The 23,139-nt window shown below is 40.8% G+C and carries 22 protein-coding genes; 15 read left to right on the top strand and 7 right to left on the bottom strand.

Features of this window, described 5'->3' with window-relative positions:
* The first annotated feature begins 92 nt into the window (after positions 1-92).
* The 4 genes from V7150_RS11145 to V7150_RS11130 all read left to right on the top strand — a co-directional run bounded on the left by V7150_RS11145 (position 93) and on the right by V7150_RS11130 (position 2,995).
* Complete coding sequence (locus V7150_RS11145) at positions 93-530, top strand: BrxA/BrxB family bacilliredoxin (RefSeq protein ID WP_283919330.1); 438 nt, start codon at positions 93-95, stop codon at positions 528-530.
* A 237-nt stretch (positions 531-767) separates the two neighbouring features.
* Positions 768-1,550, top strand: coding sequence for a transporter substrate-binding domain-containing protein (locus V7150_RS11140; RefSeq protein WP_335517645.1), 783 nt, complete (start codon positions 768-770; stop codon positions 1,548-1,550).
* A 70-nt stretch (positions 1,551-1,620) separates the two neighbouring features.
* A complete protein-coding gene (locus V7150_RS11135; RefSeq protein WP_335517642.1) occupies positions 1,621-2,280 on the top strand; it encodes an amino acid ABC transporter permease in 660 nt (219 codons plus the stop codon).
* Complete coding sequence (locus V7150_RS11130; RefSeq protein ID WP_335517638.1) at positions 2,273-2,995, top strand: amino acid ABC transporter ATP-binding protein; 723 nt, start codon at positions 2,273-2,275, stop codon at positions 2,993-2,995. Before V7150_RS11135 ends, V7150_RS11130 begins: the two co-directional genes overlap by 8 nt.
* Before the next feature lie 152 nt (positions 2,996-3,147).
* On the opposite strand, the gene prli42 is transcribed toward V7150_RS11130, so the two are convergent.
* Positions 3,148-3,246, bottom strand: a complete 99-nt coding sequence (gene prli42 / locus V7150_RS11125) for a stressosome-associated protein Prli42 (RefSeq protein ID WP_283919326.1) — start codon at positions 3,244-3,246, stop codon at positions 3,148-3,150.
* A 158-nt stretch (positions 3,247-3,404) separates the two neighbouring features.
* On the opposite strand from prli42, the gene mce reads away from it, so the two are divergent.
* The 4 genes from mce to V7150_RS11105 all read left to right on the top strand — a co-directional run bounded on the left by mce (position 3,405) and on the right by V7150_RS11105 (position 8,258).
* On the top strand, positions 3,405-3,818 hold the full coding sequence (mce, locus tag V7150_RS11120; RefSeq protein WP_335517635.1) for a methylmalonyl-CoA epimerase: 414 nt from the start codon (positions 3,405-3,407) through the stop codon (positions 3,816-3,818).
* A gap of 1 nt (position 3,819) precedes the next feature.
* Positions 3,820-5,370, top strand: coding sequence for an acyl-CoA carboxylase subunit beta (locus tag V7150_RS11115; protein ID WP_335517632.1), 1,551 nt, complete (start codon positions 3,820-3,822; stop codon positions 5,368-5,370).
* 239 nt (positions 5,371-5,609) lie between these two features.
* Positions 5,610-6,728 carry a tripeptidase T gene (locus V7150_RS11110; protein ID WP_335517629.1) on the top strand — a complete coding sequence of 373 codons (1,119 nt, stop codon included), beginning with the start codon at positions 5,610-5,612 and terminating at the stop codon, positions 6,726-6,728.
* Between the two features lie 252 nt (positions 6,729-6,980).
* Positions 6,981-8,258 carry a DNA polymerase IV gene (locus V7150_RS11105; RefSeq protein WP_335517627.1) on the top strand — a complete coding sequence of 426 codons (1,278 nt, stop codon included), beginning with the start codon at positions 6,981-6,983 and terminating at the stop codon, positions 8,256-8,258.
* 43 nt (positions 8,259-8,301) lie between these two features.
* On the opposite strand, the gene zwf is transcribed toward V7150_RS11105, so the two are convergent.
* Positions 8,302-9,783 carry a glucose-6-phosphate dehydrogenase gene (zwf, locus tag V7150_RS11100; protein WP_335517625.1) on the bottom strand — a complete coding sequence of 494 codons (1,482 nt, stop codon included), beginning with the start codon at positions 9,781-9,783 and terminating at the stop codon, positions 8,302-8,304.
* A 230-nt stretch (positions 9,784-10,013) separates the two neighbouring features.
* On the opposite strand from zwf, the gene rnz reads away from it, so the two are divergent.
* Positions 10,014-10,937, top strand: coding sequence for a ribonuclease Z (gene rnz / locus V7150_RS11095; protein ID WP_335517825.1), 924 nt, complete (start codon positions 10,014-10,016; stop codon positions 10,935-10,937).
* 50 nt (positions 10,938-10,987) lie between these two features.
* On the opposite strand, the gene namA is transcribed toward rnz, so the two are convergent.
* From namA to proC, 3 genes are all read right to left on the bottom strand, one after another.
* Positions 10,988-12,007, bottom strand: a complete 1,020-nt coding sequence (gene namA, locus V7150_RS11090) for an NADPH dehydrogenase NamA (RefSeq protein ID WP_335517622.1) — start codon at positions 12,005-12,007, stop codon at positions 10,988-10,990.
* A 77-nt stretch (positions 12,008-12,084) separates the two neighbouring features.
* Positions 12,085-13,233, bottom strand: a complete 1,149-nt coding sequence (locus V7150_RS11085; RefSeq protein ID WP_335517619.1) for a glycosyltransferase — start codon at positions 13,231-13,233, stop codon at positions 12,085-12,087.
* Between the two features lie 221 nt (positions 13,234-13,454).
* Entirely contained in the window at positions 13,455-14,297 is an 843-nt protein-coding gene (gene proC, locus V7150_RS11080; protein WP_335517617.1) for a pyrroline-5-carboxylate reductase, read from the bottom strand.
* A 461-nt stretch (positions 14,298-14,758) separates the two neighbouring features.
* On the opposite strand from proC, the gene V7150_RS11075 reads away from it, so the two are divergent.
* The 3 genes from V7150_RS11075 (at position 14,759) to V7150_RS11065 (ending at position 19,922) form a co-directional block, all read left to right on the top strand.
* Positions 14,759-15,721 (top strand): MBL fold metallo-hydrolase, encoded by a 963-nt coding sequence (locus V7150_RS11075; protein WP_335517614.1) that lies wholly within the window; start codon positions 14,759-14,761, stop codon positions 15,719-15,721.
* A gap of 33 nt (positions 15,722-15,754) precedes the next feature.
* The gene (locus V7150_RS11070; RefSeq protein ID WP_335517611.1) at positions 15,755-16,552 is read left to right on the top strand and encodes an SDR family NAD(P)-dependent oxidoreductase; all 798 of its coding nucleotides are present in this window, start codon (positions 15,755-15,757) and stop codon (positions 16,550-16,552) included.
* Between the two features lie 181 nt (positions 16,553-16,733).
* On the top strand, positions 16,734-19,922 hold the full coding sequence (locus tag V7150_RS11065) for a DEAD/DEAH box helicase (protein WP_335517609.1): 3,189 nt from the start codon (positions 16,734-16,736) through the stop codon (positions 19,920-19,922).
* Positions 19,923-20,063: 141 nt separating this feature from the next.
* Here the strand turns inward: V7150_RS11065 and V7150_RS11060 are convergent, their stop codons facing one another.
* A complete protein-coding gene (locus V7150_RS11060) occupies positions 20,064-20,255 on the bottom strand; it encodes a YqzH family protein (protein WP_335517606.1) in 192 nt (63 codons plus the stop codon).
* A gap of 159 nt (positions 20,256-20,414) precedes the next feature.
* Between V7150_RS11060 and V7150_RS11055 the strand changes: the two genes are divergently transcribed.
* Positions 20,415-21,674: a DinB/UmuC family translesion DNA polymerase gene (locus tag V7150_RS11055; protein WP_335517603.1), complete on the top strand. Its 1,260-nt coding sequence runs from the start codon at positions 20,415-20,417 to the stop codon at positions 21,672-21,674.
* 14 nt (positions 21,675-21,688) lie between these two features.
* The gene (locus V7150_RS11050; RefSeq protein ID WP_335517601.1) at positions 21,689-22,024 is read left to right on the top strand and encodes a YolD-like family protein; all 336 of its coding nucleotides are present in this window, start codon (positions 21,689-21,691) and stop codon (positions 22,022-22,024) included.
* A gap of 218 nt (positions 22,025-22,242) precedes the next feature.
* Here the strand turns inward: V7150_RS11050 and V7150_RS11045 are convergent, their stop codons facing one another.
* Entirely contained in the window at positions 22,243-22,449 is a 207-nt protein-coding gene (locus tag V7150_RS11045) for a CDGSH iron-sulfur domain-containing protein (protein ID WP_283919310.1), read from the bottom strand.
* A 149-nt stretch (positions 22,450-22,598) separates the two neighbouring features.
* On the opposite strand from V7150_RS11045, the gene V7150_RS11040 reads away from it, so the two are divergent.
* A complete protein-coding gene (locus V7150_RS11040) occupies positions 22,599-22,931 on the top strand; it encodes an iron-sulfur cluster biosynthesis family protein (protein ID WP_335517596.1) in 333 nt (110 codons plus the stop codon).
* Positions 22,932-23,139 lie beyond the last annotated feature (208 nt).

Below are 23,139 nucleotides of genomic sequence, written 5' to 3'. Positions count from 1 at the left end.
TTCCCTTCGTAAATAATTATTTTCATTTGGAAAAAACACATTTTAACTGTTATGATGTAGTTATGGACATAATGTAAAGGAGTGATTTTTTTATGAGCATGGATTTTAACCTTTTCATGAATGATGTGGTTAACCAGGCACGTCAAGAAATCGTGGCAGCTGGGTATAAAGAACTTAAAACAACTAAGGATGTTGAAGAGGCGTTATCACAAAAGGGAACAACTTTAGTCATGATCAATTCCGTTTGTGGATGCGCTGGTGGTGTGGCAAGACCTGCAGCAGCACATGCAGTTCATTATGATAAACGTCCTGATCACTTGGTTACCGTTTTTGCCGGGCAGGATAAAGAAGCAACTGAAACAGCACGGAGCTATTTCACCGGCTATCCGCCATCCTCTCCGTCTTTTGCACTATTGAAGGACGGAAAGATCTGCTCAATGGTCGAAAGACATCAAATCGAAGGCTTCGATCCTGCAACAGTCGTTTCAAGATTACAAAAAGAATTTGATGAATACTGTGAAGAATTTTAACATGACATCGAAAGGACCAATTTCCTAAATGGAGATTGGTCCTTTTTTTAATGGAAAAAAGTTACTGTAAAAAGCATAAACGAATTTTTAAAAATATATTTGCATAATTATTACTTTGTGTTAAAATACATTACATTGAATAATTATTAATAAAACAAACTATTAATCTTGAAAATTATAATATCTAAGGTAAATAATAATGTTTTAATTTTCAGATAAATTATAGGGGGAAAACATATGAAAAAGGCAATTATTTTATTATTAACCATGATGATGTCAGTAGGTTTACTTGCAGCTTGTGGAACAAGTGAGAAAGCAAGTAAGAAAAGCGGAGATAAGAAGGAATTAGTGATGGCAACGTCTGCCGACTATCCTCCATTTGAATATGTTGAAACTGGAAAAAGTGATGAAATCGTTGGTTTTGATGTTGACCTGGCAAAAGCAATTGCGAAAAATCTTGGTTATGAAGTAAAAGTCAAAGATATGGACTTTAGCGGTTTAGTTCAATCGCTTAAATCAGGACAAGCAGATATTGTCTTAGCGGGAATGACACCAACAGAAAAAAGAAAGAAAAACGTTGATTTCAGTGACATTTATTATACAGCCCAGCACTTGGTTATTTCTAAAAAAGACAGTGGTATTGAAACAATTGAGGATTTAAAAGGTAAAACAGTTGGAGTACAGCTTGGTTCAATTCAAGAAGGAAAAGCAGAGGAAATCAATAAACAAGTTCCAATTAAAATTGAAAACCGTAACCGTATTCCGGATCTAATCCAAGAAATTAAATCAGGCCGTTTGGATGCTGCTATCATTGAGGACACTGTTGCAAAGGGCTATCTTGAAAAAGAAAAAGATTTTGCGGGCTTTACTATTAGTGATGATCCAAAAGAAGCTGGTTCTGCGATTGCGTTTCCGAAAAATAGTGATTTAACAGCGAAGTTTAACAAAGAATTAAAGAAAATGAAAGAAAACGGCGAACTGCAAAAATTGGTTGTAAAGTGGTTCGGCGGGGAACAATAATCCTTGATTCATTAAAGACGTTCGATTCTGAACGTCTTTACCATTTTTATTAAGAGAGGACGGATGATGAATGAACTTAGATTTTACTCCATTCATTCCCTCCATGCCATATATTTTAAAAGGGATTTTAGTAACCCTTCAAATTGTGCTTTTAGCCGGGGTATTGGGGTTTGTACTTGGAATTATTTTATCATTATTTAAAATTAGCTCAATAAAAATTCTTAACTGGGTTGCAAATGTGTATACCTCGATTTTTCGCGGGACACCGTTAGTTTTGCAATTAATGTTAATTTATTATGGATCGCCGCAGGTTATTGGCTATCAAATTGAACCATATACAGCAGCCATATTATCGTTTGCACTTAATTCTGGGGCCTATATTTCCGAAATTATTCGTGCAGGAATTCTTGCCGTTGATAAAGGACAGCAAGAAGCAGCAATGGCGTTAGGGGTGCCCTATGGAAAAATGATGTGGGATATCATCCTGCCGCAGGCACTTAAAAATATTCTCCCAGCCTTGATGAATGAATTCATTTCCTTAACAAAAGAATCAGCAATTGTTACAACGATTGGGGTTATGGACATTATGCGCCGGTCATATCAAGTGGGAGCGGAAAATTACTCGTTTTTTGAACCATTATTAATTGCCGGCTTAATCTATTATTTAATGGTGATTACCTTGACCTTCTTAGGAAAAGCGCTTGAGGGGAGGATGAGACGCAGTGATTAAGATCGAGAATTTGTATAAAAGCTATGGAAAACTTGAAGTTTTAAAGGGAATATCAACCTCTATCAATACGGGTGAAGTCGTAGCAATAATTGGCCCTTCAGGCTCAGGGAAATCTACTTTCCTCCGCTGTATGAACCTACTCGAAGAACCATCAAACGGGAAAATTTGGATTGGCAATCAAGATGTAACTGATAAAACAACAAATATCATGAAGGTACGGCAAAATGTCGGCATGGTTTTTCAACACTTTCATTTGTTTCCGCATAAAACCGTTTTGCAAAACCTTACTTATGCACCTATGAAGGTAAAAGGGTTGTCAAAGGATCAAGCTGAAAAGATTGCCTACGAATTATTAGAAAAAGTAGGGCTATCTGAAAAAGCGAATGAATACCCAACAAGATTGTCTGGTGGACAAAAACAGCGGGTGGCTATTGCCCGAGCATTAGCGATGGAGCCGGAGGTTATGCTTTTCGATGAACCAACGTCCGCTCTTGATCCGGAAATGGTAAAAGAGGTTTTAGAGGTAATGAAATCACTGGCCCATACAGGGATGACGATGGCAATCGTGACACATGAAATGGGTTTTGCAAGAGAAGTAGCTGACAGGGTTTTGTTCCTTGATGGAGGGGTGCTCGTTGAAGATGCATCACCAAAAGAATTCTTTGCTAATCCAAAGAGCCAGCGTGCCCAGGATTTCTTACAAAAAATGCTATAAAATTTCTAAAAGATGGTCTTGATGATCATCTTTTTTCATTAACTCGAGGAATAGTCTTTATTTGTTTGATGCAAATTTCTCAAAGTCCAGTAAAATAAATTCTAAAAAAAAGGAAAGGGGCTGTTCGATACGAACAGTCCCTTCATATATGTTTAGGAAAGAAATGAACCAATTCCAATTAGGAGAGTTGAGGCAAGCATGGCGAAAAGCATTAAATAAACAATAAATTTTCTTGTTTTCTTATTTTTCAAATATAGAACCTCCCAAACATTTAGGTTTTATTTATATTGTACAGGGAAAAGTCCAAATGGACAACGGAACTACTTAGCAATTTGGGAAGGATTTATGAATTTTTTACCGAATACAATAATTGTCGAATTAATTTTAATAGTGAAACAGAGGGGTAAACATGATTAAAAAGGTCGATCATATCGGAATTGCTGTGAAGTCTCTTGATGAAACATTACCTTTTTATACTGAGGTGTTGAAGTTGTCTTTGTTAGGCATTGAAGAGGTTGAAAGTCAAAAGGTCAAGGTCGCATTTTTGCAAGCAGGTGAAACGAAACTTGAGCTGCTTGAGCCGACATCAGTGGAAAGTTCAATTGCTACTTTTATCGAAAAGCGTGGTGAGGGGATCCATCATGTGGCACTTGGTGTTACATCAATTAAAGAAAGGATTACCGAAATAAAAGAAAAAGGGATTCGCATGATTGATGAGGCGCCTAGACCCGGTGCAGGAGGAGCAAATATTGCCTTCATGCATCCAAAATCAGCATCAGGGGTATTATTCGAGCTTTGTGAAAAGAAAGGGATGAAGGGGTAACATGCTAGATATCTATGAAAAAATAAATGAATTATATGATAAGCGCAGAGAAGTCGAGCTTGGTGGCGGTGACGAGCGAATCGAGAAACAGCATGATAAAGGAAAATTGACAGCAAGAGAAAGAATTGAAATGTTAGTAGATAAGGGCACGTTTGTCGAATTGAATCCGTTCATTGAACACCGCACGAATGATTTTGGTCTTGATGGACAAAAAGGACCTGGCGACGGGGTTGTGACAGGATTCGGAAAAGTAAATGGAAGGCCCATTTATCTATTCTCACAAGACTTTACTGTTTTTGGTGGTGCACTAGGGGAAATGCATGCGAAAAAAATAGCGAATGTCATGGATTTAGCAGCTAAAAATGGTACGCCATTTGTTGGTCTAAATGACTCCGGCGGAGCACGGATTCAAGAAGGGGTTGTTTCGCTTGATGGCTATGGGCATATTTTTTATCGGAACGCCATTTATTCTGGTGTAATTCCACAAATCTCTGTCATTATGGGGCCCTGTGCCGGCGGCGCCGTCTATTCACCGGCAATTACCGATTTTGTATTCATGGTTGAAAAAACGAGCCAAATGTTTATTACCGGCCCGAAAGTTATTGAAACGGTAACCGGGGAAAAAATTTCTGCAGAAGACCTTGGCGGTGCGAATGTTCATAACTCCATCAGTGGAAATGCCCATTTTCAAGCTGAATCTGAAGCTGAGGTTCTAGAAAATGTCCGCAGGCTTTTAAGCTATCTTCCGCAAAATAATGAAGAAAAGCCACCTACAGTTGAGGTGGAGGACGATTACGATTATCGTCCTGATTTAACGGATGTGATCCCTTTTGATGCTGTAAGGCCTTATGATGTCCGTAAAGTGATTGAACAAGTTACAGATGCCGACTCCTTTATGGAAATTCAAAAGAATTTTGCTAAAAATATTGTTGTCGGATTTGCGAGAATTAAAGGTGAAACAGTTGGATTAGTCTGCAATCAGCCGAAGGTGATGGCTGGAGGCTTGGATATTGATTCATCAGATAAAGCGGCTCGATTTATCCGCACCTGCGATTCTTTTAATATCCCAATCATTACGTTTGAAGATGTAACCGGTTTCTTCCCGGGGGTTAAGCAGGAGCATGGGGGAATCATCCGCCATGGGGCGAAGATTTTATTTGCTTATTCAGAAGCAACAGTACCGAAGCTGACGGTGATTTTAAGAAAGGCTTATGGAGGTGCCTATGTGGCGTTAAATAGTAAGTCCATTGGTGCTGATTTGGTATTTGCCTGGCCAAATGCGGAAATTGCCGTCATGGGGCCGCAAGGGGCTGCCAATATAATTTTTGCCAAAGAGATTACTAATAGCGAAAATCCTGAAATGATAAGACAACAAAAAATTGATGAATACCGGCAAAAGTTTGCTAATCCGTATGTAGCAGCAAGCAGAGGGATGGTCGATGATGTCATCGATCCTCGGGAAACAAGAATAAAAATTATTCAAGCGTTGGAAATGCTGCGGAATAAAAAAGAATCGAGACCATATAAAAAACATGGTAATATTCCACTTTAATTTGATTCACTATTTCTTTCATTTGATGATATGAATATGAAAGAGGTATACTGATATAAGAAAAGTGTAAGCAACTGTTTAGCGACATATGGATTGGACCGCTCCATATGAGATAAAGTAAACAAGATGAAAGTAAGCTAGTCGTTGTTGACTTATCGGAATGAGGAGAGGGCCGATCTCACGCCGCTGGGTGCTGGAGCTGGACAAAAGTGAGTACATAAATTGGAGGATCAATAATAATGGTGAATCAAGAACGTCTTTTGAATGAATTTTTAGAACTTGTGCAAATTGACTCAGAAACGAAATATGAGACTGAGATTGCCAAGGTATTAAAACAAAAATTTACTGATTTAGGTCTTGATGTTTTTGAAGATGATACAACCGCTGTAACAGGACATGGTGCAGGAAACCTATTTTGCACGCTTGCAGCAACAAAAGAGGGCGTCGACCCAATTTATTTTTCCTGCCACATGGATACCGTGACACCGGCGAAAGGTGTAAAGCCATCAATTAAAGATGGTTACGTCGTTACCGATGGCACCACCATCTTAGGTGCCGATGATAAAACAGGTATTTCCGTTATGCTTGAAACGATCCGTATCTTGAAAGAACAAAATCTGCCGCATGGCTTAATTCAATTTGTGATTTCAGTCGGCGAAGAATCCGGTCTACATGGTGCGAAAGCGATAGATCCATCATTGCTTAAAGCGAAATATGGTTATGCCCTTGACAGTGATGGATTAGTTGGGAACGTGGTTGTCGCAGCCCCAACGCAAGCAAAAGTAAAAGCTGTTATTTACGGCAAAACTGCTCATGCTGGTGTCGCTCCAGAAAAAGGAGTGTCTGCGATTACGATTGCAGCAAAATCGATTGCAAGGATGCCGCTCGGAAGAATTGACCATGAAACGACTGCAAATATTGGTCGTTTTGAAGGTGGGCAAGCAACGAATATCGTTTGCGACCGCGTTGATATTTTAGCAGAAGCGCGTTCGCTTATTCCTGAAAAAATGGAAGCACAGGTAAGCAAAATGAAAGAAGCATTTGAAACAGTTGCTTCAGAAATGGGTGGCAGTGCAGAAGTTGATATAGAAATTATGTATCCAGGCTTTAAATTTGGCGAGGGCGACCAGGTAGTTGAAATTGCCCGCAAAGCAGCTGCTAAAATTGGACGCAGCTGTGAACTGCAGCATAGCGGCGGCGGCAGTGACGCCAACGTATTTAATGGTTTTAACATACCAACTGTAAACCTTGCAGTTGGCTATGAAGAAATCCATACCACTAACGAGCGTATGCCGATTGAAGAATTATATAAACTCGCAGAAATGACGATTGCGATTATCGACGAAGTGACAAATTAATAATTGTATCAAAGCGAAGGAGAGCCATTGGTTCTCCTTTTTGCTAGGCTAATAAGAAAGTATAAGTGCAACTACGCCTCTGTCTTCGCCCTTAGGGGCTCGCCAATCGGCGAGTTTTCTTTACCGAAAGGAAAGTATAACTTTCCTTTCAGGTATAAGTGCAACTATGCCTCTGTCTGCGCCTAACGGCTTGCCAATCGGCAAGTATTCTTTATACTTAAGGGGAATAAATGTTTTAAGGGTGTGTTCGGTGTGAAGGAAATGTATCCTAAGAACGGACGGGTCATTTTACATGTGGATATGAATAGCTTTTATGCCTCGGTTGAAATGGCCTATGATCCGACACTTAAGGGCAAACCGCTGGCGATTGCCGGGAACGTTGAGGAGCGGAGAGGGATTATTGTTACTTGCAGCTATGAAGCAAGGAAGTTTGGCGTCAAAACAACAATGCCGCTGTGGGAAGCGAAAAGGCTTTGTCCACAACTAATTATTAGGACACCAAATTTTGACCGTTACCGGGCCGCATCGATGGGAATGTTCGATATTCTTAGGCAATATACTACTCTCGTTGAACCTGTTTCGATTGATGAGGGCTATATGGATATTACGGAAAGTTTTGAATTTGGCAGCCCTATCGAAATCGCTGAAAGTATTCAAAAACGAGTATTTGAACAGCTCGACTTACCTTGCAGCATTGGCATTGCCCCAAATAAATTTTTAGCAAAAATGGCTTCTGATATGAAGAAGCCAATGGGGATTACGATCCTTCGTAAGCGCGAAATACCTAAGGTTCTTTGGCCATTGAATACGAATGAAATGCATGGGGTTGGAAAAAAGACAGCTGAAAAGCTGACAACGATTGGCATTTACACGATAGGCGATTTAGCAAAAGGTAATGAAATTCAACTTAAATCACTTCTTGGTATTAATGGGCTTCGGATAAAAGAGAGGGCAAATGGCATCGATCACCGTCCAGTTGACCCGGAATCAATTGAAGAGTTTAAAAGTATTGGCAATTCCACAACCTTGCCTAGAGACATTAGTAATCAACAAGAGCTTTTTCATGTACTGGAGTCCTTGGCGGAAACCGTTTCTGTCAGATTGAAGCGAAAAAATGTCCTTGCATCTGCATTGTCTATAACAATTCGATATAAAGATCGGAGGACAATTACTAGAAGCAAGAAACTTTCGAATCCTATTCATCAAAAAGAGGACATTTCGGAGTTTGCTAAACAGCTTTTTCTTAAATCCTGGAATGGGGATTCCGTTCGGTTGTTGGGGATTACCGGGAATGAATTAGTTGACCATGATCATGCTTACAAACAGTTAGATTTGTTTTCTTATGAAAAGGATGCCAAAAAAGAACCGCTGTTTAAAACCCTTTCCAGTCTACGTGATAAGTATGGAAAAAATATTATTGAAAATGCAGGATCACATAATGTAGATCCCGCTCATAAAATAGGAACCGGGACGAGCTTTAATAAAGATTTTTTGCGCTCTTACCCTGATAAAAAGAAAGATAAGGACTAAAAAGCTCCACTTTGCCAGCTTAACAAAGTGGAGCTTTTGCTGCTTACTTACAAATATCTACTTCTAAATCTGATACAGGCCACCAAAAGCGGCCGTCTTTTTCTAAGAGTTCATCCGCTTCCTTAGGACCCATTGATCCGGACTCGTAATTAGGAAATTCTGCTTTTGTTTTTTCCCAAACAGCCGAGATTTTATCAACAAAAGCCCAGGAATAGGCCACTTCATCCCAATGAGTGAAATTGGTGGCATCACCGCGCATGCAATCGTAAAGAAGTTTCTCATAGCCTTCGGGAGTATTCATGGCATGAACCCCCGTATTGGCGAAGCTAAGTTTCACCTCTTGAGCATCCAAGTGCCCGCCTGCTTTCTTAGCATTAAGATGGAGGGTAATCCCTTCCTCGGGTTGGATATGGATCACGAGTAGGTTTGGATTCAGCATCTTTTCAGGCTGATAATATAAATTCATTGGAATATCCTTAAACTGAATCACAATTTTCGTTGATTTCGCGGACATTCTTTTGCCAGTACGAATATAAAAAGGAACACCGGCCCAGCGGAAATTATCAATCATGATTTTGCCGGCAACAAAGGTTTCGGTATTCGACTCGTTGTCCACCATTGCTTCATCACGGTATTTTGGAACCTGCTTATCCTCAATTGTGCCCTCAGCATACTGTCCCCGGACAAAATAGTCATTCACTTTATCACCTTCGATAGTTCGAAGCGCTCTAAATACTCTTACCTTCTCGGAACGGATTTCATCCGTTGTTAGGTTAATTGGCGGCTCCATTGCCAGCAATGCTACCATTTGCAGCATATGGTTTTGCAGCATATCCCTTAGTGCCCCGCTTGTTTCGTAATATCGTCCTCGTTCTTCAACACCTAGGGTTTCACTCGAGGTAATTTGGATATTAGAGATATACCGGTTGTTCCAAAGCGGTTCAAAAATAGCATTGGCAAAACGGATGACTTCAATGTTTCGAACCATTTCTTTTCCTAAATAGTGATCAATCCTGTAGATCTCTTTTTCGGAAAAAGCACTTCTAATTTGCTTGTTTAATTCTTTGGCAGATTCTAGGTCGTGTCCGAATGGTTTTTCAATCACAAGCCTCTTATAGCCTTTCACATCTGTTAACCCATCAGATTTTAGATGTAAGGCGATCGGGCCGAAAAATTCCGGTGCCATTGCGAGATAAAAGATGCGGTTCCCCTCAAGGTGATAATTTTCATCAATCTGATCGGCAAATGTTCTTAATTGTACATATGAGTTTGAATCCGCCACATCATGTGATTGATAGTAAAAATGGGAGATAAATTCATCAAGATTATCCTTCTTCCCTAAAGCGGATTCGACCGATTCTTTTACTGATTGTTGGAACTCTTCATTCGTTAAAGTTCTTCTTGCAACACCAATTACCGCAAACTTATCTAATTTATTTCGCGAAAATAATCGGTAAAGGGAAGGAAATAACTTCCGTTTTGCTAAATCACCTGTTGCTCCAAAAATCATAATTAATGAAGTCATGTTTTGCTCCACGTTTTGAACCCTCTCTTCTAAAAGCCTGATGCTTATGTAATAGTTTTATCAATTATTAAATTTAGCTGTTTCGTTTAGGTTTCGCAAATATATTGTTTTGCATGTAAACATTTATAGGTGATTCTTTTTTCTAGATTTAGATCGAAGAGCATTTTTAGGGAGTTTGTGATATATTATCACTATTGAATAATGGTACGGAAAAGAGAGGAGCTTTGATTGTGGATGTTTTTTTCTTAGGCACAGGAGCAGGAATGCCAGCCAAGCTTCGCAATGTGACATCGATTGCACTTAAATTACTGGAAGAGCGGGGGGCTGTTTGGTTATTTGATGCCGGTGAGGCTACCCAGCATCAAATTTTACATACATCAATCAAACCGCGTAGGATTGAAAAAATTTTCATAACCCACCTTCACGGTGATCATATTTATGGTCTGCCTGGTTTGTTATCGAGCCGTTCTTTTCAAGGCGGGGAATCAGAGGTAACAGTGTACGGGCCCAAAGGGATTAAAGAATATATTCAAGTAAGTCTTTCCCTAAGCCAGACTTATTTAAAATATCCGTTAACGGTGATCGAAATTACTGAGGGCATTATTTTTGAAGATGAACAGTTTACAGTCGAAGCACGCATACTTGAACACGGGATTCCTTCTTACGGCTATCGAATTATAGAAAAGGACCGGCCAGGTACATTGCTTGCCGATAAGCTGAAGGAGGCAGGAGTACAGCCAGGGCCCATTTTTCGGAAAATCAAAAATGGTGAAACCGTCAATCTTGATGATGGCCGGGTAATTGAGCCAGGTGAGTTTCTCGGGCCTTCCCAAAAAGGTCGGATAGTCACAATTCTTGGTGATACCAGATATTGTAAAAACGCACTGTTGTTAGCAAAAAATGCCGATCTTTTGATCCATGAAGCAACCTTCTCAAAAGGGGAAGAAAAGCTTGCGTTCGATTATTTCCATTCAACAACCCATCAGGCTGCAGATATTGCTTTACAGGCTGAGTGTAAGCAGTTGTGTCTGACCCATATTAGTTCTCGTTATGACCGAAATACTTGGTGTGAATTAGTAGATGAGGCGAAGGAAATTTTTCTGAATACGGAAATCGCGGAGGATTTTAAAGAAATAAATATCCCACTCAAGTAATATAAAAAGCACTTACCACAAACATGGCAAGTGCTTTCGTTTTTGTCATTTTATACCCAGCCGCGCTCGTATTGTTTTGGTGCTTCAATGCTTACACCGAGTTCTTTGGCAGCTGTTCTTGGCCAATAGGGATTGCGCAGTAATTCGCGGGCTAAAAAGACTAAGTCCGCTCGATCATTTTGTAAAATTTCCTCAGCCTGTATCGGAGAAGTGATTAAACCTACAGTACCTGTTAAAATATCAACGCCATTCTTTATCGTTTCCGAATATTTTACCTGATAGCCTGGATAGACGTTAATATTTGCAGGGACAACAGCTCCTGAGCTTACATCAATTAAATCGACGCCTTGCTCTTTCATCCACTCAGCGAATGTTATGTAATCTTCTGCGGTTAAGCCTGCTTCATGGTAATCATGGGCAGATATTCTGACAAATAATGGACCGTTCCAAACAGTTTTAACGGCATCTATTACCTCACGCAGGATCCGATAACGGTTTTCAACGGAACCACCGTATTCATCGCTTCTCTTATTAGAAAGGGGTGAGAGGAATTCGTTAAGCAAATATCCGTGTGCACCGTGAAGCTCAATGACATCGAAGCCTGCTTTTGCGGCTCGTTCTGCCCCCTTTTTAAAGGCTTCGACTGTTTCTTCAATATCTGATTTTGTCATTTCCTTAGGTGTTTTTGATTTTTCATTAAAGGCGATTGCAGATGGAGCGACAATTTCGCCTTCTAAAACGGCTTTCCTGCCGGCATGGGCAAGTTGAATCCCCGTTTTCGCTCCATGCTCTTTCATTAGACTAACAAGCTCCTGAAAGCCTTTAACATGCTCATCACTCCAGATTCCTAAATCCTGTGGTAAGATCCGCCCTAGAGGTGTTACCGCAGTTGCTTCCACAATAATAAGACCGACCTGACCAACTGCTCTTGCTGTGTAATGAGTGCGATGCCAGTTCTGTACGTGCCCATCTTTGTTGTGGCTGGAATACATGCACATTGGTGACATCACAATTCTGTTTTTTAGCGTAACCCCCTTAATTGTAAGGGGTGAGAATAATTTTGCTGCCATTTTGCTATCCCTCCTGTACGTTAATAAACCACTTTTAGTATAGCAAATGACCAAAAAATAATGTAAAATTCTGCTTTTTAGTCTTTCTCTCGGAGCTCACTTAACCGATAGGTTGTTCCTCGCCAGACAATCCCTCCGCGTTTAAAGGTCAGAAAGCTTGCCCGGATAATGGAATAGATAAATAGTAAAGCTGTAATCGGTAAAACAAGAAACATGGCCGGTGGGAAAACTGTCATTTTCCTAATGATGACGATGTAAAGAATTCCGCTGATCACAATATTCCCTAAGCTAAGAAGGACAATCGTTTTGTTTGCGGAAAAAATGGTCAGGAATGGAAGGACATTCGTGACAAATACACCGAAAATTGAAAAGAATACCATACTGATACGATAATTTAACCCAGCAAATGTATTTTTTTCAAGCCCGATAAACGCCTCTTTCAGGCTTCCATACCATTCAACTTCGATTAGGTGGAGTGCAGTGACAATTCTTTGACGGAAGCCTGCCCTTTTCATTTTCATCCCCAGCTGTAAGTCGTCATCGGGTCTCATTTTAATTTTTTCATGCGTGCCAAAAGCTTTATAAGCCTCCTGGGAAACAAGATTGAACGCCCCAATTCCGGTTCCAATCTTGGATTTTGGATTGTTTGCCATCCATGGACGTTTAAAATAGGAAAATCCAAAAAGGAAAAAGGCAACGAATGACTTCAGCCAAAAACGTTTTGCGTGTAAATTGGGTGCTGCCGTTAAATGGTCGAGTTGATGTTTTTCAAAGTAATACAGAGCTTTAGCGAATGCCTCTTTCTTATATTTTACATCGGCATCTGTAAACAATATCCATTTCCCTGAAGCTTGAAGTGCTCCCTTATACAGGGCGTGATTCTTACCAAGCCAGCCTTTAGGTAATTCATTTATGTGAATAACCTGTATTCTTGGGTCTTCCTTTAGTAATTCGTTCATGATTATGCCGGTGCCATCTGTGGAACGGTCATTGACGAGGATCCATTCGACATGTTTATAGGTTTGCTTTAACTGACTTAGGATACTTGTTTTGATTTGTTTTTCTTCATTACGCGCTGCCACGATTACAGACAGTAATGGCCCAGTATTGAGTTCTGGTTCTTTTTCAAGGGAGTCTAAATTCCGTAAACCAATCAGTGCATCTAAAAGAAAAACAAGCCAAACAAGAATACCCAATGTGAATAAAACGAATAGAATGCTTTCCATTTCCCCAGCCCTTTTTATCGAAATTAACCACTTATGTTTAGTTTAAGGTAAAGGGGGACAAACATACCACTTTTATCCCGCATTAATGGCAGTAGAATCCCCACTTCAAGACCTAGGGACAGATAGGATAAGTGGGGGGAGCAACTGCCCGTAAAAACCCGATTAGCTTAACCAGCCTTCAGCGGAGTAGAGGCAAAACCCTCGCTGATGGAAGTTTCACTTTAAGAGGGCTTCCCAACCGTAAGCTGCGAGCATAAGGTGTTTCCCATCTTTTTCGATTGGGCTGTGGCTGCTTGAATACAAGAAATGAATGCTTGCTGGACCCCATTTTCCTCCAGAATACGAATCCCAGCCTCAGTTGTCCCGCCAGGGCTTGTTACATCCCGACGTAATTGCTCAGATGATTTGGAGGAGTTTCTTACCATTTCTGCTGCACCGATAAGTGTTTGCACAATAAGTTCCTTAGCCATTTCCTTTTCGAGGCCAATCTCGACTGCACTATTTTCCATTGCCTCGATAAGATAATAAATATAGGCGGGGCCGCTTCCAGACAGTCCTGTTACGGCGTCAAGCTGTTCTTCCTCGACAAACCTGGCTAAACCCACGGTTCTAAATAGTTTCTTTGTTGTTTCCAGTTGATCATCGGAGACGCGGCCATTTACTGCAATGGCAGTCGCCGATTTTCCGACCGCAGCAGAGGTATTAGGCATCGCCCTTGCAATTGAAAGCGATTTTCTTGCTAATGTTTCGATGGTATTCATCGAAACACCTGCTAAAACTGAAACCACAAGCATCTGCTCGCTCAGGTGTTCGCGAATAGTATCGATTGCTAAGTCCGCATCCTTTGGTTTCATTGCTAACATGACAATATCTGTACCTTCAAAAAGCGTATTTAAATCATAGGTATTGCGAATGCCATAACGCTCTTTAAGACACTCTAGCCTTTTTTCATTTGAATTATTTGTCACCCAAACATTTTGTCTATCAATTAAACCATTTTCAAGAATACCTGAAATAAACGCTTCAGCCATCGAACCAGCACCAATAATTGCGATTTTTCTCATTGATATTCCTCCTTTTTTTCGAAAAAATACAAAAAGACCCTTCATCCATAAAGGACGAAAGGTCTAGCTTCCGCGGTACCACCTTCATTTACCCTAGCTGAATGCTTGCAACAAGGGTTCACTCGACTCCCGATAACGTGGGATTACGTTAGGTTTTCCTAAGTGCTCATAAGGTAGGTTCAATGATCAAGAGGGCGGTGAAGTCTTTCAGCCGTCGAACTTCACTCTCTTTCGCCATTTCTCATTTACTAGCCTTACTCATTGCTTTTAACGAATTAAATTTTAATAGTGATTATCCTTGAAAAACAGCTTGTCTGTCAAGAGGTAAATATTATGTTTTTTTATTACTTCTAAAAAATTATGCGAAAATAATGACAATTAAGGGAAAAATCGCTACACTTTAATTTATAAGTCAATGTTTACTTGGATTTAATATATAGCTATAATAAGGAGTTTTTGATATGACAGAATGGAAAGATGGAATTGCCAAGATTACTTTGCCAACGCCTTTTGATGTTGGTAATGTAAACACTTATTTGATTAAAGGGGAGCGGTTAACGCTTGTTGATGCAGGAGTGAAAACGGAAGAATGCTGGAATTCACTCACTGAGCAGATGGCTGAATTACATTTAACTCCTAACGATATTGAACAGGTGGTTCTTACTCATCATCATCCCGACCACGTGGGGATGCTCGACTTTTTTCCAGACTCGGTAGAGGTATATGGTCATCCGCTAAACGAACGATGGATTCATCCAACAAAAGAATTTTTCCAAGAACAAGAAGAATTTTTTAAAGTGAATTTTCGGGAGTTCGGACTGCCTGCGGAATATATCCCATTAATCTCTAAGTTAATAAAAACACTGAAGTCATCGTGTAATCGCTCCTTGACTGGACAACTCGTTGAGGGGATGAGACCTCCTGGGTTGAGTGACTGGCAAGTAATTGAAACACCAGGTCATGCCCAAAGTCATATTGTGCTTTTCCGGGAAAAGGACGGAATCTTAATTGGCGGCGACCTCATTCTCGCTCATATTTCACCAAATCCATTGCTTGAGCCCCCTGCACCTGGTGAAAAAGAAAGACCGAAGCCTCAGTTGCAGCATAACGACTCGATGAGGAAGTTGTTGGCTTATCCGATTCAATGTGTTTACACGGGGCATGGCGAGGAGGTTTATCAGTTGGAGGAACTGATTGAAAGAAGACTTTCGCGCCAGCATGAACGGGCAATGATGGTCAATAACTGGCTTAAAGATGAGCAGCTTACTGTGTTTGAAATTTGCCAACGCCTTTTTCCATCTGTCTATAAGCGTGAGCCGATGTTGACAATCTCAGAAACAGTTGCCCAGCTTGACTATTTAGCCTCAATCGGGGAAATTAGAAGTAGTAATAGTCAGCCTGTTCTCTATCAAGCAAAGCTTTAAGTTGAACGGGTTTAACTCTGATGAGGTGTTAAAATGATTAGGGAACAATTAATAGCCAAAAATATTGTAATTACTGGGGCATCCGGTGGAATTGGCGCGGAAATCGCCAAGCTTTGTGCGGCAAGTGGTGCGAATCTTATTCTGCTGGCCCGAAGTCTCGATAAGCTCGAACAGCTGCAATCCGAACTGCAGCAAAAGCATAAGGTGAAAGTGGATGTTTTCAAGCTCGATGTGTCAAACACAGATCAGGTGCAGGCAGTTTTTCGGCAGATATTTGAAACAATTGGGGATATTGATATCCTAGTGAATAATGCCGGTTTTGGGGTATTTCGTGAGGCCCATGAAGCTTCGATCGACGAAATTAAAGGGATGTTTGAAGTGAATGTGGTAGGACTGATGGCTTGTACTAGCATGGTCTTGCCAAAAATGCGTGCCCGGCGTTTTGGTCATATTATTAATATTGCTTCACAGGCGGGGAAAATTGCGACGCCAAAATCAAGTGTTTATTCTGCTACGAAGCATGCCGTTCTTGGTTACACGAATTCACTAAGGATGGAACTTGCTGATTATAATGTGCAAGTGACATCAGTGAACCCTGGGCCAATTGCCACCAACTTTTTTAACATTGCTGATGAACAAGGCACATATGTAAAAAATGTACAGCGGTTCATACTTCAGCCTGAATTTGTTGCCCGTAAGGTCGTAGATAGCATGCTGACTAAAACTAGGGAGATTAATCTGCCGCGCTGGATGAGCATGGGGAGCGTTGTTTACGTTCTTTTTCCACGGCTATTTGAACGGATTGGCAAACGAGTACTTAATTCTAAGTAGATGGAAAAGCTGCCTGGTCAAGGCAGCTTTTTGTATGGGAATGCCAGATTATTCTATTGAAAATGGTATAATGGGTTAATCCAAAATAAGTGGCATGAATGGGTGAGAAGGATTATAACGTCCGCCCTGGGTAAAATTTATTCTTCACGGTAGATTGTGTCCTCGGAAAGGAGTCAGTTATTTGAATATCAGATTAAATCAAAAAATGATTAAAGAATTGTGCGGGACTGTCTCCTTCAAAAGAGGGGAGGCTTTTTACCGTACGAATAAAGTGACATTCGAGCATTATGATTCCGACCTATGTGAAGCAATAGTATCGGGTGCAGAGGATTTCCATGTGGTCATTGAAAGGAAAGGTCATGATGGCTTTCGATCCAAGTGCAGTTGTCCTCAGCTTGCTTCATTTCAAAAAGATTGTCAGCATATTGCTGCGGTTTTGTTAGCAATTGACGACTATCAACGCAAGGGGACTACGCCGCTGGGTTTCTACACAGACACTATAACCGACGAGTCGAACCTGGCCGTAGGTTTGCTGAACATCTTTAATAATCAGTCAAAACGGTCAAGCGGGCATCAGCTTCATTTTGAAAACAGGAAAGTACTTGATGTGGAGTTTATCTGTAAACCTGTCATGATCGGAACAGGATCCTGCATGATCGGAATTGAGCTGTTCATAGGACAAATGAAAGTAGAAAATATCAGGCGTTTTCTAGAGGCCGTGAAACATGGTCATTCAAGCTCATTGCTGTACAATCCAAGCCTTCACTGCTTCCAAAAAGAGACTGATCCTGTGATTCAACATCTCATTCAGGTAGTTCAAGATGATCAGAGCACTCTATCAGATATATCGGATTATACCAGTATGGAATTGCTGCTGATTCCGCCATCTTCTTGGAAACAGCTGCAAGCTCTGCTAACCAAGGCACCATCGGTGAAACTAGAGTTTAATGGTCATAAATTTGATGGTTTAACCATAACGGACGAGCTGCCCCCTTTACAGTTTGATTTTATTGAAGCTGACGGCAAAAGCTATTGTTTAAAGGTAAAAGGGTTATCTCGTATGGTTATTTTAGATTTATATGGTTCTGTTTTATCAGCAGGAAAAATAATCAGAATGAAAAATGAGGATTGTCAGCGCTTGGCTGATCTTAAACAAATGCTGGATACCTCAGGAACGAACCAAATTCTCATTCCTCAAGGGCAAATCCAGCACTTTTTCGAAAAAGTAATTCCGGGTTTAAAAAAATTGGGTCATGTCCAATTATCTGGTGCCCTTGCAAGAGAATTTATGAAAACACCGCTGATTGCTAAACTTTACTTAGATCGGGTGAAAAATCGGCTGCTTGCCGGGCTGGAGTTTCATTATGAAAATATTGTTGTCAATCCTTTAGAGGACCGGAGTAATTTCGCAGGCTCTAGGTTGATCAGGGATGAAGAGAAGGAGAAGGAAATTCTACAGTTGATCGAGGAAAGTTCGTTTACCAAAACGGATGGCGGTTATTTTTTGCATAATGAGGAATTAGAATATGAATTTCTTTACCATGTTGTTCCTAAGCTTCAAAAGCTGGTGCAAATTTATGCAACGACTGCGGTACGTAATCGAATTTTTCGAGGAAATACCCCTCCGGCATTGAGAGTGAGGCTGAAAAAAGAACGGACGAATTGGCTGGAATTTAAGTTTGAATTGGCTGGAATCCCGGAGCAGCAAATCAAAGAGGTTTTAATAGCTCTTGAAGAAAAACGAAAATATTATCGTCTGCGGAACGGATCGTTCCTCTCATTGGAGACAAGGGAGTTTGAAGAAATTCAACGTTTCCTAAATGGGATTTCGGTGGAGAATAAAAATCTAGAAAACGGGTTCGCCGTATCAATCATGCAGGGGCTACCACTCCTAGATTCTGTTGATGACAGCCAGGTGTTCATAGTGGAGGACTCATTTCGTCAATTCCTTGAAACTCTTCGTAATCCAGAGAATTTGATGTTCAAGGTGCCAGTAAGTCTGGAGCCAGTACTGCGTGACTATCAAAAACGCGGTTACCAATGGATGAAGTCACTGGCCCATTACGGGTTTGGAGGCATTCTTGCCGATGATATGGGGCTTGGTAAAACACTGCAAAGCATTACCTTTATTTTATCTGAGCTATCCGATATTCGCGAAAAGAAGCAGCCGGCTCTGATTGTCTGTCCTGCCTCTTTATCGTATAACTGGCTAAGCGAACTGATGAAATTTTCCCCGGAAATTCAGGCTGTTGTTGTGGATGGTAATCGGGCAGAACGATATCGTGTCCAAAAGGAGGTCATGGAAATGGATGTGATTATTACCTCCTATCCATTACTGCGGCGGGATATCAAATGGTATGAGAAACAAACTTTTCATTCGGTCTTTTTTGATGAGGCCCAAGCCTTTAAGAACCCGGTGACCCAAACTGCACGGGCGGTAAAGAGACTTAAGGCTGATTATCGTTTTGCGCTTACGGGTACACCGGTGGAGAATTCGCCGGAAGAACTATGGTCCATTTTTCACGTAGTGTTTCCTGAATTATTTAAGGGATTAAAAGAATACAGCAATCTAACAAGAAAGAAAATCGCACGAAGAGTCCGTCCTTTTTTGCTCCGCAGAATGAAGGAGGATGTGGCTTCCGAGCTTCCGGAAAAATTGGAGTTCATCGAATCAACAGAGATGCTTCCGGAACAAAAGAAACTGTATGCTGCATATTTAGCGAAGCTCCGGGAAGATACGCTGAAGCGTCTTGATAAGGAGACGATTCGGAAGAACCGGATAAAAATTCTTGCTGGTTTAACGCGATTGCGGCAGATTTGTTGTCATCCGTCATTATTTGTGGAAGGGTATCAAGGCAGTTCAGCAAAATTTGAAATGTTGCTGAGAATCGTAGAGGAATCAAGGCTTTCTGGACGAAAAGTGCTGATTTTCTCGCAGTTTACGAAAATGCTTGAGCTGATTGGGAGAAATTTAGCGTTGAAGGGACTTCCTTATTTCTACTTGAATGGCGGGACCCCGTCTGAAAAACGATTGGAACTCTGCCAGCGCTTTAATGAGGGGGAACGTGACTTCTTCTTAATCTCGTTGAAGGCTGGAGGAACAGGTCTTAATTTGACGGGAGCGGATACGGTTATCTTGTACGACATATGGTGGAATCCTGCGGTTGAGGAGCAGGCCGCTGACCGGGCGCACCGTATCGGCCAGAAAAACGTCGTCCAAGTTATCAAGCTTATTTCCCGCGGTACCATTGAAGAGAAAATCAGCGAATTGCAGGATAAAAAGAGACATTTGATTGAAGAGATCATTTATTCTGAGGAGAGGGGGACCTCTGCTTTAACTGAAGAGGATATTCGAGAAATATTATCTTAAAAATAAAATTACTCATGAGGACAGAATTTTTGGTTTTATTACCGTTTTGTCCTCATGAGTTTTTTATAATGGAATTCTCGGGAACCTCTAGAATTGTTATCATGGTCCCTTCATAGGGACACTTTTCTGGGTTTTAAAGATTTAATTTGTTAAAAACTCATAGACCGCATCATTTACTAACTCAAATAAATCGGCAGTCGGTTCTTCTTCTTTTATTCGAAAAATTCGATTTGTCAGATCCTCCAAATCCTTATCGCCAAGAGGCGTGGAATCAGCCTCATAATACTGTTTAAAACAGTTTATGATCATTTTGTTAACCAGCTTTTTCTCCATAGGGATGCACCTCAAAAACTATTATACCGTTTTTTCAGTCAATCACCACATTATAACACTGTAAAAAAATTCCTATTGAATACGAACGTATATTCGCATAAAATGTGAATATGATAATAAAGAACTAACGTTCGATAATTTAACTATGGGGGAAAAGTCATGGTCGATTACAGCGCATTACCGAAAAATAAAATTTTATGCGTGGACATGAAGAGCTTCTATGCAAGCTGTGCCGCTGTCATACTCGGAATTGACCCTTTGAATTGCTATTTAGCAGTGGCTGGTAACAAGGAGCGGCAGGGAAGTGTTGTTCTTGCCGCTTCACCGCGGCTAAAAAAAGAATTTGGCATCAAAACGGGCTCCCGATTGTTTGAGATTCCCGAAGATCCGCGTATTCAAATAGAGGAGCCGAAAATGGCGACATATTTGCGTATTTCTACAGAAATTTCCCGTGTTTTTAACCGCTATGTGCCGAAGGAAGCGATTCACACATACAGTGTCGATGAGAGTTTTATTAAAGTGGATGGGGCCTTTCATTTGTGGGGCGATGCTCATACCATTGCCCAAAAAATAAGGGATGACATTGAACGGGAGTTTCAGCTTCCATGTTCAGTTGGAATTGGCCCCAATATGTTACTTTCGAAGCTTTGCCTCGATCTTGATGCCAAGAAAAAAGGAGTGGTCGAGTGGACGTATGAAGATGTTCAAACAAAGCTTTGGAATGTGTCACCACTTCGGGAAATGTGGGGAATTGGCAGACGTGTCGAAAAAACATTAAATAGCATGGGCATTTTCACGGTCGGTCAGCTGGCTCGTTATGATTTAGAAAAGCTGGAAAAGAAATTCGGCATTATGGGAAACCAGCTTTATTATCATGCTTGGGGAGTTGATCTTTCTGATTTAGGGGCACCAATCATTCAAGGGCAGATTAGCTTTGGAAAAAGCCAAATTCTTTTAAGGGACTATAAAGAGGAAACAGAAATTAAGGCTGTTATTTTAGAAATGTGTGAAGAAGTCGCCCGAAGAGCACGGACGCATCGTAAGGCGGGAAGAACGATTAGTCTTGGAGTCGGCTATAGTCAAGATGAATTTGGTGGCGGCTTTCACCGTTCCAGAACGATCCAGCATCCAACCAATGTGACGATGGAACTTTACCGCGTCTGCCTTGAATTATTTCATGAGCATTACACTGGAAAGACGGTGCGGCAGATTTCGATTGCAATCAGTAATATTGTCGACGACCGCGAGCTTCAGCTCGATCTTTTTGATATGGGTGCTTATAAGAGGCGGGAGCTTGGTTATGTAGTGGACTCTGTCCGTAAGCGCTTCGGCTCAGGTTCCCTGCTGCGCGCTGTTTCTTATACAGCTGCAGGAACCGCTAAGCACCGGGCAACACTTGTTGGCGGGCATAAAAGGTAGGGAGGTAAGAACATATGATTCGTGATCGCGGGAGAATCAAGTGGACGTCAATGATGCTTCCTGAGCATGTGAAACTGCTCAGGGATTGGGTAAAAGAAGATGGATACGAACACAAAAGAGAAATGGATGAGCAGCAGCTGGAACTCATGAACGAGACCTTATCTGAGGCAATTGAGTTCGATCAGTTCGTCACGATTACCCATTATCGGAATCGAAACTATGAAATCGTGATTGGTAAAATTCATTACTGGGATGAACTAGCGCAAAAGCTTCATGTTGTAGACCGCTTTGAAGAGGTGCACCGGATTCCGATTGATGCAATTACTGACATTAGGATGACTAATTTATAAAAAAAGCGCAAGCGATCAGATGTTGACTTATCGTAGGGAGAAGAGCGAAGTCTACTAGCCGCTGGGCACTCCTCGAAAAAGCTAACGCTTTTCCTTCGTGCGAGGTATCGCTTCCGAAGCTTATTCTTATGGAGCTGGACATTTCTCAAAGTCGAAATTTATACTGTCTTATCTTTAAAAAAAGAGCGGCTCCCAATCGGAAAGCCGCTCTACTGAATTTAATCCTCTTTTAGAACGCGAACTTGGGATTCAAAATTCCCTTTATGCGAGCCATCACAAAACGGTTTATTTTTTGACAAACCGCAGCGGCAAAGAGAAAAGGATGGTTTAGTTGTGTATACATTGCCTTCACCATCGAGCAATTCAACATCACCGGTAATTCGAAGTGAACCATTATCATTTACTTTAATTTGAACTTTTGACATAAAGAGCACCCCTTTTAAAATGTTGGTATTAACTTTGAGATTAACTGGTATAAGAGGAAAATGCAAACAAAAGGCTATAAGCATAAAAATAAGCGGCCCAAAAAAAATGTGATAGAATCATCATATGCTGAATGAGGGGGGCTTTAAACATGGAAATAATTATTACAGAAGCGGCAGCTAAAAAAATAAATGCGAGAACCGGTGGCCGAGAAGGCTATCTAAAACTAAAATACGATACCGATGGCTGTGGCTGCGCCGTAAACGGGGTAGTGGCCTTGTGGTTTGTTCCTGAGCTGGATAATACCGATATCGCCATTGAAACAAATGACAGAACAGTTTATCTAGAAAAATCAAAAATCATTTTCTTTGATGAGCAAATGAAGATCGATTTTTCCGAAGTAACAAATTGTTTTCAATTAAAAAGTCCGCAGCAAATGTTAAATGGACACATGAGCCTCATCATCAAAGAAAAAACAGACTGATCCTAATGGTAACGGGTTCACTTGTGAGGTGCAAAAACGTAAAACACACATCAAATCACAATAAATTCACTAATCAATTCATAATATAATTCACACAAAAAAATGGCTTGGAAATTTTCCGAGCTATTTTAAGTATTTATTGTTCAACTAAAGCACCCAGTTTGTTTAAGTGAAAAAGTTCACATTACTAATTACTAAAGAAATTTTC

Origin of the sequence: Neobacillus drentensis, assembly GCF_036965245.1 — a bacterium.
GTDB classification, from domain to species: domain Bacteria; phylum Bacillota; class Bacilli; order Bacillales; family Cytobacillaceae; genus Neobacillus; species Neobacillus drentensis_G.
This window is presented reverse-complemented; position numbering and strand designations above follow the sequence as displayed.